Here is a 16,592-nt window from a genome sequence, read left to right on the forward strand (position 1 = left end):
TGCATAACTTGATTTTGTTAGCTCTATTACAAAATATATAAGCGAAGCGCACTCCTAGTTAAGCTCACTTATATTTCTACCTCAATCAATGTAAAAGTTTTACTTTACCTAACACTGTGTATATCTTTTCAGGATTATTTATAAATGATTCTGAATGATATTTAATTGCTCTGTTTTAAAAATAAAGGAAAAATATGTCACAGAATAAACTACAAACAAAAGCATTTTCTCCAAATAAATCGACTCGTTCCATGAGTCCCCAAATGAAGTTCCCTAAAGAAACATACTCTACAAATAGAGTAGAAGTAGATGTTTTCTCAAAACCAAATGTACGCGAGCTAAATTCGGGAATTCTATCAATCGTTGGCAACACCCCATTAGTCAAGTTAGAGAATGTTTTCAAAGATTCTCACTTTCAACTTTTTGCAAAATTAGAAATGTTTAACCCTGGAGGTAGCATTAAAGATCGTCCTGCGTTGAATATGCTAATGCAAGCTTTTGAAAAAGGAGATCTTAAACCTGGAGATACAATTATTGAATCTAGTTCTGGAAATTTGGGTATTGGACTAGCACAAGCAAGCGCTGTTCTCGGCTTACGTTTTATATGCGTAATCGACCCCAAAACTACCCAACAAAATATCAACATTCTTAAAGCTTATGGAGCGCAAGTCGAGTTAGTTACAGAACCAGATCCTGCTACGGGTGATTTTTTACCAGCTCGCATTAATCGAGTAAAGTCATTGCTAGCGTCTATTCCTAATAGTTTTTGGTGTAATCAATACGCTAACTTGAATAATGCACGGGCTCATTATCAGACAATGCACGAGATTGTTACTGCTGTCGATGGTAGATTAGATTACTTATTCTGTGCTACTGGTAGCTGTGGAACACTTCGTGGTTGCTCTGAATATATCAGAAGCCACAATCTCAAGACTAAAATTATTGCTGTTGATGCCAAAGGAAGTGTGATTTTTGGTGACAAACGAGGTAAGAGACTTATTCCAGGACATGGTGCAGCGAGAGTTCCGGAATTATTCCAAGTTGGATTGGAGGATGTACATGTACATGTATCTGACGTTGATTGTATTATAGGTTGTCGTCGCTTACTTCGCACTGAAGCAATATTAGCCGGAGGTTCTTCAGGAGGAGTGATCTCAGCAATTGAGAAAAAACAACAAGATATACCTGTTGGTGCAACTTGTGCGGCTATTCTGTGCGATCGCGGTGAACGTTATCTTGACACCGTTTATTCAGAGACTTGGGTCAAGAATAACTTTGGTGATATTTAATAGACAATACCAATCTTAAGCAACAATCAAACTTCTTTATTTATACGATAACTAGCATTTATCTGATTTATTTTTGCTGTTATTGTTGCTACTCTAGTTAAATTTTCAGTCTTTCGTAAAAGTTCAATTTTCCAAACATAGGAGTTTTAGTATGAAGTGTGATGATATTCTTCTCTTAAAGGGCGATGAGATTAATACCCTGTTCAAAAATCGTAACCAGGAAATATTACAAAGTGTCAAATCAGCTTACCAAGTACATGCCCAAGGGGATAGCTGTTTGCCTCATTCTAACTTCTTGCGCTTCCCAAATAATGACAAAGATAGAATTATTGCCTTACCTGCTTATTTGGGTGGAGAAGTGAATACCGCAGGTATTAAGTGGATTGCTTCTTTTCCTGGTAATCTAGCTTTGGGTATGGAACGAGCTTCTGCTGTTTTAATCCTAAATTCGGCACAAACTGGTCATGCACAAGCCATTATGGAGAGTTCCATCATCAGTGCAAAACGTACTGCTGCTAGTGCAGCGTTAGCCGCTCAAACTTTGCGAGGTAAGCAAACATTATCGACACTTGGACTCATTGGTACTGGATTGATTAATTTTGAAACCGTTCGCTTTCTTCTAACCACTTGCCCCGAAATCAAAACTATACTCATCTATGACTTAAGCCGAGAAAGAGCAGAGCAATTTAAAGGCAAGTGTCAACAACTTTCTAAGGAATTGGAAATAGCAATTGTTGAAGACACCAACACTGTTTTTGAAAAAGCCTCTCTGATTGCTTTTGCAACAACCGCAACTACACCACACGTATCTGATATTTCCAAATGCCGTCCTGGTACCATTATTTTGCACACATCCCTACGAGATTTATCAGCGGAAATTATCCTAGCGGCTGATAACGTTGTTGATGATATAGACCATGTGTGCCGCGCTCAAACATCTATTCATCTCGCTGAACAAAAAACAGGTAACAGAGATTTTATTAGATGTACGCTTGGTGATATTCTCAATGGCGTTGCTTCTCCACGGGAAGACAACAACAAAATTAGTATATTTAGTCCTTTTGGGCTTGGTGTTCTTGATCTCGCTTTAGGACAGTTAGCTTACAAACTTGCGGTTGAACAAAACCTAGGAACCAAGATCGAGTCATTTCTGCCAGTTTCTTGGTTAGAACGCAAAGAAGATAGTTACTAAATTGGTTTGTAGTTGCGCTTTAGCGCACTGAAGTGCAACTACAAACTTTTCAATCCTTCTAAAAAAATTTACATAGTTAGTATTATTCTCCCCAAATTACTCATTTTTACATAAACATAATTATTCGAGAAGCCTAAAATGATAGACCAAACTGTACTTGACGCACATAAGCGTGAACTTCTTACATCCCAGATCATCGAAAATACTCGCGAATTACCACTATCTTTTGCCCAAACTAAGCTGTTATTTAACGATAAATTCGAGCTAAGCAATAACCTTGAAAATATATTTGCAGCCTTTCGTCTAACAGGTTCCCTAAATGTGTCAGTGCTGAAGCAGAGTTTAAATGAAATTGTACACCGTCACGAAATCTTACGAACCACCTTTGCAACTATAGACGATCAAGTAATTCAAATTATTGCCCCCTCATTAACTTTGACTCTACCATTAGTAGACTGGCAACAGTTATCAAAAGAGGAGCAGTTGGTGGAGGTACAAAAGCTAGCTACTGAGGAAATACAACAGCCTTTTGACTTGACCAATAAGCCCTTACTGCGAGCCACCTTAGTGCGGTTAGAAGAACAATCCCATATGCTCCTGCTAACTATGCACCACATCATTAGTGATAGTTGCTCTATGAGAGTGTTCGTCCAAGAGATAGCCACGCTTTACTCAGCCTTCTCTATTGGAAAGCCCTCCCCGCTTGCTGATCTCTCCATCCAGTATACCGACTTTGCCCAACAGCAGCGTGAGAGGCTGACCGAAGAAATATTAAAGGCGCAGCTTGATTACTGGAAACAGCAATTAGCAGATGCTTCTCCCGTGCTGGAACTACCCACCGACTATCCTCGGCTTGCAACGCAGACTTACCGAGGCGCAAGAAAATCGCAAATACTACCTGAGCAACTTACTGAATCGCTGAAGGCTCTGAGTCTGGAAAAAGAGGTTACTCTGTTTACGCTATTACTAACGGCATTTAAAACTTTACTTTACCGCTATACTAGCCAAGAAGATATTTTGGTAGGAACACCAATTGCCAACCGTAATCTTGAAACCAAGCAGTTAATAGGCTTATTTGCTAATACTCTAGTGTTACGCACTCAGTTTCAAAGTAACCCTACTTTCTCAAAGCTACTAGAACAAGTCCAAGAGACAACTTTGAGAGCTTGTGACAACCAAGACATACCCTTTGAAAAACTAGTCGAAGAACTCCAACCAGTACCCTCCCTGAGCTATACACCCTTGTTTCAAGTGATGTTTGTCATGGAGAATGCGCCAATGGGGAAACTGGAATTACCAGGTTTAAGCATTACTCCGTTGGAACTAGACAACGTAACTGGTAAGTTTGATTTGACGCTCTCAATTGCACAAACAGAGTCAGGATTGGTTTGTGGATGGAAATACAACAGTGATTTGTTTGAAGCCAGCACTATAGAAAGAATGGCTGCAAACTTCGAGATGTTACTTTCAAGCATTGTCGCCAATCCCCAACAGCAGATCGCTCAGTTACCAATTCTGAGTGAATTTGAGCAGCAGCAACTTTTGCAGTGGAACAGCACTAGCTTTGAGTATCCACAAAACCAATGTTTTCCTCAGTTATTTGAAGAATTAGTAGCACATAACCCAAATGCAGTTGCGGTAGTCTATCAAGATCAACAACTAACATACCAGGAGTTAAACGCTCGTGCTAACCGTTGGGCAAGACATTTAGTGACGCTGGGTGTGCAAGCAGAAACAATTGTGGCTTTATTGTGCGATCGCAACATCGATTTCTTGACAGCAATGCTAGCGGTTTTCAAAGCTGGTGGAGCATACCTACCCTTGAACCCCGATCATCCTCCCGAACGTATACATCAAGTACTAGAGCAGAGTCAAGTACCTTTAGTATTATCAGCTAAGCGTTGGGCATCCTTAGTGAGTAGCCTTGACACATTGCCAGAATTAATGCTACTTGAAGATTTAGATTGCTTTGAATATTCGGCTGAAAACTTGCCCGTGCGCTCCTACCCCGAAAATCTAGCTTATGTAATTTATACCTCCGGTTCAACTGGTAAACCCAAGGGCGCAATGCTTGAACATCGCGGGATGCTCAATCATCTGTATGCTAAGGTTAAAGATTTGCAGTTGGGTGGAACCGATGCGGTAGCGCAAACAGCAACACAGACATTTGATATCAGTATCTGGCAATTTCTAGTCGCTTCGCTGGTAGGTGGGCGAGTCGAGATTGTCCCTAGCGAAACTGTAGCAGATCCAATTAAATTGCTGTCGCTGGTAGAACGTCAGAGAATATCAATTCTAGAGATTGTACCGTCGCTGTTACGCATGATGGTGCAACAGTTCCACGCCTTCAAACCAGAACTATCCAAGTTACGTTGGTTACTGCTAACAGGCGAAGCTTTGCCGCCACAGTTGTGTCGTCAATGGTTAGAGTACTACCCAAGCATCCCGATGATGAATGCTTATGGTCCTACCGAGTGTTCTGATGATGTCACCCATTATCCTATCTTTGAACCACCACACGCTGAAGTGGTGAATCTGCCGATTGGTCGTCCTGTATCCAATACACAATTATATATACTCAATACTGAGTTGCAACCCGTACCAATTGGAGTGGCAGGAGAACTCTATGTAGGCGGAGATGCTGTAGGGCGCGGTTATTTGAACAACCCCACACTCACACAAAAAGCTTTTATCTCTAATCCCTTTGCTAAGGGAGCGGGCGCATGCTTGTATAAAACCGGAGACCTAGCCCGTTACCTTGCGGACGGCAACATAGAATTTATCGGTCGCATTGACTACCAAGTGAAGATACGTGGCTTCCGTATTGAGTTGGGAGAAGTTGAGGCGGTGCTGTCGCAACATCCCCAAGTGCGGGAAGTTGTGGTCATTGCTAGGGAAGATCAACCAGGAAACCAGCTTTTAGTAGGTTATATCGTCCCGAACTTTGAGGTTGGCCTAACAACACATGAACTGCGTGATTTCCTCACACAAAAGTTACCTGAGTACATGGTTCCCTCGGCGTTTGTCATGCTGGAATATGTGCCTCTGACCCCCAATGGTAAAGTAGACCGCCGTGCATTACCAGCACCAGAAATAGGTCTCGGACTAGAACTGTCTTTTGTTGCCCCTCGCACCCTAATTGAAGAGGTGCTGGCTGGAATTTGGGTTGAAGTGCTGAAGGTCGAACGGGTTGGCATTCACGACAACTTCTTGGAATTGGGTGGGCATTCTTTGCTAGCCATCCAGCTTATTTCTCGGGTGCGTGACACATTGGGGGTAGAGTTACCTCTGCGCTCTTTGTTTGAAGCTCCTACAGTAATGGAACTGGCACAGTATATAGAGGCTCAACAGCAAAACCCCAAATTGCTGTTGCCGCCTATTGAACCTGTTGAGCGAACCCAGAACTTGCCTTTGTCTTTTGGGCAAGAACAATTGTGGGTACTTGATCAACTTGTATCAAATGTTCCCGTTTATAACGAACCTGCAACCATCTGGATGCCGGAGAATATTAACGTGGTGGCTCTGGAAAAAGCCCTTAATGAGATTGTCAACCGTCACGAAATACTGCGGACAACCTATAGGATTATCGATGGGCAATTGATGCAAGTGATCGCCCCTTACTTAACCTTACCACTTCCAGTCGTAGACCTGCGATCGCTTCCAACTTTAGAGCGAGAGGCAGAAGCTTTGCGACTGGCAACACAAGAAGCGCGACAACCCTTCGACCTCACCTCTGGACCATTGCTGCGAGCTACTTTAATGCGGCTGGACGAAACAGATTGCAGATTATACGTGACCACACACCACAGTATAGACGATGGCATTTCCTCCTATAGTGTCTTTTTTCCTGAACTGCAAACCCTTTATCGAGCCTTTTGTGCTGGCAAACCCTCACCGCTAAAAGAAGTTCGAATTCAGTATGCAGACTTTGCTGTGTGGCAACGGCAATGTCTGCAATCAGAGGTGCTAGAATCACAAATTTCTTACTGGAAGCAGCAACTAGCTAACCTGCCTGTCCTAGAGTTGCTCACAGACCACCCACGAGGAACTCGCCAAACCTTTGTAGGATCTCGCCAGTGTCTAGCTCTATCTAGAAATCTGAGCGACGAGTTATTGGCACTCTCACGGCGTGAAGGGGTGACGCTTTTTATGACGCTGCTGGCAGCATTCAACACTTTGCTGTACCGCTATACTGGATCTGAGGACATTCCTGTAGGTACTGTTACTAGCAACCGTAACCGACCCGAGATTGAGGAGACGATAGGGTTTTTCCTGAACACTCTCGTGCTACGTACAGATTTATCAGGAAACCCTAGTTTCCAACAGCTATTAAAGCGGGTACGGGAAGTTACTTTAGAGGCAGACGCTCGGCGTGACTTGCCATTTGAACATCTGGTGCAAATACTACAACCAGAACGTTCTTTAAGCCATAACCCCCTGTTCCAGGTTTCCTTTGTCCTCGAACCCCCGATACCTACGCTTGATTCTGGTTGGAAGTTGAGTCAGTTGGATGTGGATACTGGTACAACCAAGTTCGATCTGACTTTGGAATTAGATGAAAGACCAGAGGGTATTATTGGGCGGATTGAATACAATACGGATTTATATGAGGACAGCACAATTTCTGGCATGATAGGGCATTACCAGACTTTATTAGAAGGAATTGTTGCTAATCCCCAAAAGCGAATTTCAGAATTGCCACTGCTAACACAAGCCGAACGACAGCAGCTGTTAGTTGAGTGGAATGATACCGCAAACGACCATCCCCAAGATAAGTGTATCCATCAGTTATTTGAGGAGCAGGTAGAGCTAACGCCCGATGCTGTAGCAGTGGTGTTTGTAGACGAGCGCAGCGAGGCTTCTGGCACAGTAGAGCAACAACTCACCTATCGAGAATTAAATGCAAAAGCCAACCAGTTGGCACACTACTTAAGATCGCTAGGTGTAAAACCAGAAGTGTTGGTAGGAATCTGCGTCGAGCGCTCATTGGAAATGATAGTAGGACTGCTGGCGATTCTCAAAGCAGGTGGTGCTTATGTACCCTTAGATCCAGCGTATCCCGAAGAAAGATTAAGTTTCATGTTGTCAGATTCACAGGTGTCAGTGCTGTTGACTCAACAGAAGTTGGTTGCAGATCTGCCTGAGAATGCAGCTCATGTGATTAGCCTAGATGCAGACTGGGGGGTAATCGCTGAACACAATCAGACTAATCCCAGTAGCGGTGTGCAAGCTAGCAACTTAGCTTATATGATTTACACCTCAGGATCTACAGGAAAACCAAAGGGAGTCCTAGTTCCCCATCAAGGGTTATGCAACCTCGCTTTAGCGCAAATTCATACCTTCGATGTTCATTGCGATAGTCGTGTTTTGCAATTTGCTTCCTTTAGCTTCGATGCTTCAATTTCAGAAGTTGTCATGACTCTTTGTTCTGGGGCACAGCTTTATCTCGGAACGCGAGAATCCTTGCTCCCCGGATCTAATTTGATGCAACTGTTGCACAAGCATGCCATTACCCATGTTACACTGCCGCCTTCAGCGCTAGCTGCCATGCCGACTGTAGAATACCCAGACTTGCGCACTATAATTGTAGCAGGAGAAGCTTGTCATCCCGATCTGGTAGCGCAATGGTCTCGTGGGCGACGCTTTGTAAACGGTTACGGACCTACGGAAGCAACTGTTTGTACTACCACGGCCGTTTGCACTGAGGGCAATTATCAGCTTCCCATCGGTCGCCCGATTTCCAACGCTCAAGTTTACATTCTTGATCGCCATCTCCAACCGGTTCCAATTGGGGTAGCTGGAGAACTACACATTGGTGGTGTTGGTGTAGCAAGGGGCTACCTTAATCGTCCAGAGTTGACAAAAGAGAAATTTATCCCCAATCCCTTTAAAGGGAGCAAGGGAGAAACAGAATGTAATTCTGAGCGTCTCTATAAAACCGGTGACTTGGTTCGTTATCTACCTGATGGTAACATAGAATTCCTTGGACGCATCGATGACCAAGTGAAGATACGTGGTTTCCGTATTGAGTTGGGAGAAATTGAGGCGGTGCTGAATCAACAGCCCCAAGTGCGTGAAGCTGTGGTCATTGCTAAGGAGGAGCAGCCAGGTAACAAACGCCTTGTAGCCTATATTGTTCCCAACGAGCCACTTACAAACAGCGAACTGCGCAGTTTCCTTTGTGAGAAGCTAACTGACTACATGGTACCCTCAGCGTTCGTGATGCTGGAGTCTCTACCCCTGACTCCCAATGGCAAGGTAGATCGTAAGGCGCTTTCTGCACTCGATCTGTCTACCGAATGGGAAAGCACTTTCGTGCCACCCCGTACCCCAGTAGAAGAGATACTTGCAGGCATTTGGGCTGAAATCCTTGGAGTGGAGCAAGTAGGAATTTACCACAATTTCTTTGAATTGGGTGGACACTCTCTGCTAGGCACTCAGGTTATTTCCAGAGTACATGATTGCTTCCAGTTAAAGCTTTCTCTGCGTACTCTGTTTGAGCACCAAACTATAGCTGATTTAGCTCTGACAATCGTCCAGCAGATAGCTGTTGAGACAGAGGAAGAAGAGATGGATCGCATTTTGGCCGAGTTGGAACAACTCGATAGTTAATACACATCTGTAAAAATGACGCAGGAGCGAACGCCGTTCGCCCTTTTTTTTGTAGGTTCACCTTATCCATTTGAGAACTGTTATATATAAAGTTTTGTTAAACGACTTGGAGGGTTTGCAGTTGGCACGGGTGTGCGCTGTAGACACGTTCGCGAACGCGAGTGCGTGCGCTTTGCGCTCTTTGCGTCTCCGCTCTTGTGAAGAGACTTCCCGCTGTCTTAGCGCAACTACGAATCAATTTCAAAAAATTTGCTGAACTAATTCGTAATTCGTCTTCTACAAGTTGTAGTGAATAATAACAACACAATTTATTGAGCCATAAAAACAATACTTTTTTGTTTCAAGTATTGGTATTAATGACGAATTAATAATTATCTTAGCAATTTTAAAGAAAGTTTGCCATGAGTAATTTTAGTCAACGTATCGCTAATCTTTCTCCAGAAAAATTGGCTCTGCTAGAGCAGCGCCTCATGAAAAAACCCACTCCTATAGCAAAAAAGCAAGTAATTCCACGCAGACAAACTTCTGAACCTTCTCCTCTGTCTTTTTCTCAGCAAAGATTATGGTTTTTGAATCAGTTAGAGCCTAATAGCCCCTATAATATCTCGATTGGAGTACGATTAACTGGGACTCTGAATGTCGAAGCACTGCAACAAACGTTAAATGCAATTGTGGTTCGGCATGACGCACTACGTACCACTTTTGTCTCTAGAGATGATAGATTAATACAGATTATCGCTGAAACGCAAACAGTAAAACTATCAATAATTGACCTCAGTGACTTATACGATATTGATATTGAAAATGCAGCGCAAAGAATCTTAAAAAAAGAAACACTATATCCGTTTAACTTGTCTTCTGATTTGATGTTGCGAGCTACTTTGCTTCGGTTGAGCGAACAGGAACATATACTAGTGTTAGTAATGCATCACGTTGCTTCCGACGGCTGGTCGGTCGGAATTCTGTTTCATGAACTCGCAGGTTTCTACGAAGCTTTCTCAACTGGAAGCCCCTCACCATTTCCTGAACTTCCGATCCAATATGCGGACTTCGCTTACTGGCAAAGACAGTGGTTTAGTGGAGAAGTCCTGCAAACCCAAATCAATTACTGGAAGCAACAGCTAGCAGCAGCACCACAACTCTTGGAGTTGCCCACCGACCATCCCCGTCCATCAGTTCAGACCTTTAGAGGTAGCACAGAATACTTTCAACTCGATCACGACTTAACGCAAAAGCTGAAAACTCTCAGTCAGCAGTCAGGAGTGAGCTTGTTTATGACCCTGCTGGCAGCTTTTGCCACCTTACTCTCACGCTACAGTGGACAGGAAGACATCATCGTCGGCTCCCCCATTGCCAACCGTCAGCACAGTGAACTAGAGTCACTGATTGGCTTGTTTGTTAATACCCTGGTATTGCGCACCCAATTACAGGGAAATCCCACCTTCCTAGAGTTGCTAGAACGGGTAAAGGAGATGACTTTAGGGGCTTATGCTCACCAAGACTTACCCTTCGAGAGGCTGGTAGAAGAACTTCAACCACAGCGCTCCCTGAGTTATTCCCCCCTGTTTCAAGTGATGTTCGTCTTACAGAACGCCCCAATAGGAAAACTGGAACTGCCTGGGCTTTCCATCACTCCTTTGCAACTGGAAGAGGAGAGTGCCAAGTTTGATTTAACCTTGTCTATTGAGGAAACTCCCTCAGGGTTGGACTGTTGGTGGCAATATAATACAGACTTATTTAACGCCGCGACCATCAAGCAAATAGCTTTGAACTACCAGACCATGTTGTATGGGATCGTGGCCAATCCCATACAACATGTAGCCCAATTACCACTGTTAAGTTCCCAACAAGAGCATCAGTTACTGTGGGAGTGGAACTCTACTGACAAAGAGTATCCTCAACACCAGTGTATACATCAGTTGTTTGAACAACAAGTGGAAAAAACCCCGGATGCGGTAGCAGTGGTGTTTGAAAACCAGCAATTGACATACCAACAGTTGAACCACAGGGCAAATCAACTGGCGCATCACCTGCAAACCCTCGGTGTGGGACCAGAAGTACTGGTGGGCATTTGTGTGGAGCGATCGCTGTTGATGATCGTGGGAGTGCTAGGGATACTGAAGGCAGGAGGTGCTTATGTACCCCTAGACCCAGCATATCCCGAGGAAAGATTAAGTTTCATGTTGTCAGATTCACAAGTATCGGTGCTGGTGACGCAACAGAAGTTGGTAGCGGCTCTACCCTCAAAAGCAATGAGTGTGGTTGGCCTGGATACCGAGTGGGAAATCATCTGTCAACAAAGTCAGCTTAATCCCACTAGTAGTGTGCAAGCAAGTAACTTGGCATATGTGATTTACACTTCTGGGTCTACAGGAAAGCCAAAGGGGGTACTGGTTCCTCACCAAGGATTATGCAACTTGGCTTTAGAACAGATGAGCCTCTTCCATGTCCAGACCAATAGCCGTGTTTTGCAATTCGCTTCTTTAAGCTTTGATGCTTCAATTTCGGAAATTATGATGACCCTATGTGCAGGGGCGCAGTTGTGTTTGGCAACAAAGGACTCCTTACTGCCTGGACCTGGTTTGATCGATCTGATGCAAAATCAGGCTATTACCCATGTGACCCTCCCCCCCTCAGCACTAGCTGCCATGCCCAGTGCTCAATTGCCAGACTTGCAAACGCTCATCGTAGCGGGAGAAGCTTGTTCTCCTCATTTGGTAGAGCAATGGTCATTTAACCGACGCTTCTTCAACGCCTATGGACCAACGGAAGCGACTGTGTGTGCCACGACAGCTATGTGTATTGGCGGTAACCACAAGCTCCCTATTGGTCGCCCAATTGGCAATACCCAAGTTTATATTCTTGACCAACATCTTCAACCAGTTCCCATAGGGGTTGCAGGGGAACTGCATATTGGTGGTGTTGGGTTGGCGCGGGGTTATTTGAATCGTCCAGAATTGACACAACAGAAATTTATCCCCAACCCGTTTAACAACTCAAAACTCAAAACTCAAAACTCAAAATTATATAAAACTGGGGATTTGGCACGCTATTTAGCTGACGGTAATATCGAATACTTAGGACGCACTGATTCCCAAGTGAAGATTCGTGGCTTCCGCATTGAATTGGGAGAAATTGAGACCGTGCTATCACAACACCCTTTAGTGCGGGAGGTTGCAGTCATTGCTAGAGTTGATCAACCAGGTAACCCGCAGCTTGTTGCCTATGTGGTATCCAATAGTAAGTCTGATGCCATCAGTACTGAACTGCGCAGTTTCCTCAAGCAGACGCTGCCTGAATATATGATACCTTCAGCTTTCGTAAGCTTGGAGAAAATACCCCTGACCCCCAATGGCAAGCTAGACCGTCGTACCCTACCCGCGCCAGATTTTCATCAGAGTCTGACCGTTAGCTATGTCCCTCCCCAAACTCCTACCCAAGAAGTTCTTGCTCACCTGTGGGCTCAAGTCTTGGGGATGGAAAAAGTAGGTATCCATAACAACTTCTTTGAGTTGGGCGGACATTCTTTGCTGGCGACACAACTGATTTCCCGGTTGCAGACGGAGTTTTGTATACAGCTGTCCCTGCGCCGCTTGTTTGAATCCCCCACTATCGCAGAACTTAGCGAAACTATTGAGACGTTTCTTTGGGCAACACAAGATTCTGCTGCTTTTACCAAGATTACAACAGCCAAGCGAGAAGAAGGAGAAATATGAAAACCATTAGTATCAGTGAATTGTTGTCCTACCTTCGTAGTCTAGACGTCAAGCTCTGGATCGATGGAGACCGTCTACGCTATAGCGCCCCTGAAGGAGCACTCACACCGCTCTTACTATCCGAGATCAGAGAACACAAAACAGAAATCCTCCAATTTCTGCAGCAGGCTAATCTGGTTTCACGATCTACGTACCCACCTATTAAGCCGATCGCTCGAGATGCAGAACTACCCCTGTCGTTTGGGCAAGCTAGATTGTGGTTTTTAAACCAACTGGAAGGGGAAACTGCGACATATAATATCCCAGAAACCTTGCATCTGAGTGGTTCACTAAACGTGGTAGCCTTAGAGAAGGCTGTGGCAGAAATTCTCAGGCGTCATGAAGTCCTGCGCACCACTTTCCCGATGGTGAATGGCTCACCAGTACAAGCAATTGCAGATGTTACGAGGGTAACTATACCAGTGATAGACTTGCAAGGGCTACCACAACAGGAACAGTCAGTTCAAGTGCAACAATTAGCAACTGCGGAGGCTGAGCAAACCTTTGACCTGTCAAGTGGTCCATTACTGCGAGTCACGCTGCTGCGGTTGACACAACAATCTCACGTGTTGCTACTGACGATGCATCATATCATCTCTGATGGCTGGTCGATGGGAATATTTGTCCAGGAGTTGTCGTTATTATATCAGGCTTTCTGTACGGGAGCGTCACCATTATTACCCGAATTACCAATCCAGTATGCGGACTATGCTCATTGGCAAAGGGAGTGGCTCAGTGGAGAAGTCCTACAAACCCAACTTAATTACTGGAAACAACAGCTAGCAGAAGCACCACCACTACTAGAATTACCGACCGACCGCCCCCGTCCATCGGTTCAGACTTTCCGAGGTGGCATAGAATACTTTGAAATCGAACAGGAGTTAACCCAAAAGCTGAAAACTCTGAGTCAGCAGTCAGGGGTGAGCTTATTTATGACCCTACTGGCAGCTTTTGCTACCTTACTCTCACGCTACAGTGGTCAGTCAGATATCATCGTCGGCTCTCCCATTGCCAACCGCCAGCGTTCTGAAATAGAGTCACTGATTGGCTTATTTGTCAACACCTTGGTCTTGCGCACCCAATTACAGGGAAATCCCACCTTCGTTGAGTTGCTAGAACGGGTAAAGGAGATGACCTTAGGGGCTTATGCTCACCAAGACTTACCCTTTGAAAAACTAGTAGAAGAACTGCAACCACAGCGCTCCCTGAGCTATTCCCCACTGTTTCAAGTGATGTTCATGCTGCAGAATCTGCCGTCAGCAGAATTGGAACTGCCAGGGCTTTCCATCACTCCTTGGGAAATTGACAGTGTCACAGCAACTGATGATTTGCTGCTGTCGATGAGCGAAACCGAGACAGGACTGGTAGGAGAATTAGTATACAACAGCGACTTGTTTGATGCTATCACCATTCAACGCATGTGTGGACATTTCCAAAGCTTGCTGTATGCTATTGTCAATAACCCCCAACAGCACGTGGCACAATTACCACTTTTAAGTACTGTTGAGCAGCATCTACTACTGAATGAATGGAACAACACAACAGCAGACTATCCTCTAGACCAGTGTTTCCCCCAACTGTTTGAAGCACAAGTAGAACGCACTCCAGATGCAGTTGCAGCAGTATTTGAAGACCAGAAGCTGACTTACAGGGAGTTAAATAGCCGCGCCAATGGTTGGGCAAAGTATCTGGTGGAGCGGGGTGTGCAAGCAAATACTATCGTCGCCTTGCTATGCGAACGTAATCTCGATTTCTTGACAGCCATACTGGCGGTGTTCAAGGCAGGTGGTGCATACTTACCCCTGAATGCACATCATCCGGTGGAACGCTTACGTACTTGTTTAGAGCAAAGTCAGGTATCTTTAGTCTTGGGGACAAGCCAATTGTCACCGATGTTCTACTCTGCCCTCGACGGTTTTGAAGGCACACCACCCCATCTGTTGCAGCTAGAAGTTCTAGCTGCAACAGCACAGTCTGAGGAAAACCTGCCTGTGCGCTGCCAACCAGACGACCTAGCCTATGTCATTTATACCTCTGGGTCCACTGGAACACCTAAGGGTGCAATGCTACAACATCGGGGAATGCTGAATCATTTGTATGCTAAGGTACATGACTTGCAGCTTAGTCCACAAGATGTCGTCGCCCAGACCGCTCCTGTTAGTTTTGATATTAGTGTGTGGCAATTTCTCGTTGCACTCTTAGCTGGTGGACGTGTTGAGATTATCCGCGATGAAATGGTGGCAGATCCAGCACAATTGCTAACAATAGTGGAGCGTCAAGGCATATCGATTCTGGAGATTGTACCGTCGCTGTTGCGGATGATGCTCCAGGAGATAGAACTGGATGCTTGTGGCAAACCAGAACTGTCCAAGTTGCGTTGGTTACTTCTGACTGGTGAGGCGCTACCACCACAGTTGTGTCGTCAGTGGTTAGGCTACTACCCAAGCATCCCGATGATGAATGCTTATGGTCCGACCGAATGTTCCGATGATGTCACCCATTACCCAATCTATCATCCCCCTCAAACCGATGTGCTGAATTTGCCGATTGGTCGCCCGGTGTTGAATACACAGCTATATATCCTCGACCCCCATTTACAACCTGTGCCTATTGGGGTTCCAGGAGAACTCTACGTTGGTGGGGTTGGCGTTGGACTTGGCTATCTCAATAAACCAGAACTTACACAAAAGGCTTTTATTCCCAATCCCTTTGCCCAAGAAACTGGTTCCCGTTTATACAAAACTGGCGATAAAGCCCGTTATCTCCCGGATGGTCACATTGAATTCTTAGGTCGTATTGATTACCAGGTGAAGATTCGTGGCTTCCGTATTGAGTTGGGAGAAATTGAGGCGGTATTAGCACAACACCCGCTAGTCCAGGAGGTAGTGGTCATAGCAAGAGCTGATCAACCAGGCAACCAACATTTAGTTGCTTATGTGGTATCTAATACTGAATTTGATGCCATCAGCACACAATTGCGTAGTTTCCTCAAGGATAAGCTACCCAACTATATGATCCCTTCGGCTATTGTCTGCTTGGAGGAAATGCCCCTAACTCCCAACGGCAAGGTGGATCGTCGCGCTCTACCCTCACCAGATATGAGACATAGTCTGAAAGCCAGCTATGTTGCTCCCCGTGACACCTTAGAACTGCAATTAGCACAAATCTGGGAGGAAGTCCTAAATATCCGCCCCATCGGGGTTCGAGATAACTTTTTTGACCTCGGTGGTCATTCCCTTTTAAGTATAAGCCTAATGGCTCGTATTCAGCAGCAGTTCGGAAGAAATCTGTCCGTGGCAGTACTCTTCCAAGGCGGAACTATTGAACATCTGGCTAGTATTCTCCGCCAGCAAACAGGTTCCCGTATCTCCTCTACGGTGATAGCACTTCAGTCGGGCGGCTTTAAGCAACCCTTCTTCTGCGTCCATCCAGGTCAAGGTACTGTTCTATCTTACCTAGAACTAGCACGTTATCTAGGTCCGGAACAACCATTTTATGGGCTGGAATCACTTGGCTTGTATGAGGAAAAGAAACCTTATGATCGAGTCGAAGACATGGCAGCTCATTACATTGAGGCGATGCAGACTGTTCAGCCACAAGGTCCTTACCTTCTCGGAGGCTGGAGTTTCGGTGGTCTTGTAGCCTTTGAGATGGCGCAGCAACTCCAAGCACAAGGTCAGCAGGTGTCTTTCTTAGGGTTAATAGAGGCTTATGCTATAAATTCCTCTTCTGAAGAGGAAGAGT

The 16,592-nt window shown here is 45.0% G+C and carries 4 protein-coding genes and 1 pseudogene; all 5 read left to right on the forward strand.

The window, feature by feature from the left end:
* The first annotated feature begins 194 nt into the window (after positions 1-194).
* Entirely contained in the window at positions 195-1,289 is a 1,095-nt protein-coding gene (gene sbnA / locus G4P69_RS26440) for a 2,3-diaminopropionate biosynthesis protein SbnA (protein ID WP_243902098.1), read from the forward strand.
* 151 nt (positions 1,290-1,440) lie between these two features.
* On the forward strand, positions 1,441-2,481 hold the full coding sequence (gene sbnB / locus G4P69_RS26445) for a 2,3-diaminopropionate biosynthesis protein SbnB (protein ID WP_208338926.1): 1,041 nt from the start codon (positions 1,441-1,443) through the stop codon (positions 2,479-2,481).
* A gap of 138 nt (positions 2,482-2,619) precedes the next feature.
* Positions 2,620-9,093 carry a non-ribosomal peptide synthetase gene (locus tag G4P69_RS26450; protein WP_208338927.1) on the forward strand — a complete coding sequence of 2,158 codons (6,474 nt, stop codon included), beginning with the start codon at positions 2,620-2,622 and terminating at the stop codon, positions 9,091-9,093.
* Between the two features lie 401 nt (positions 9,094-9,494).
* A pseudogene (locus tag G4P69_RS26455) lies at positions 9,495-12,809 on the forward strand (non-ribosomal peptide synthetase); the annotation flags it as partial.
* Positions 12,806-16,592, forward strand: a 3,787-nt coding sequence (locus G4P69_RS26460) for a non-ribosomal peptide synthetase (RefSeq protein ID WP_208352312.1), incomplete at its 3' end; no start/stop codon positions are given. The pseudogene G4P69_RS26455 and the gene G4P69_RS26460, both read left to right, overlap by 4 nt.

The sequence above is a fragment of the Aetokthonos hydrillicola CCALA 1050 genome (assembly GCF_017591665.1).
GTDB lineage: Bacteria > Cyanobacteriota > Cyanobacteriia > Cyanobacteriales > Nostocaceae > Aetokthonos > Aetokthonos hydrillicola.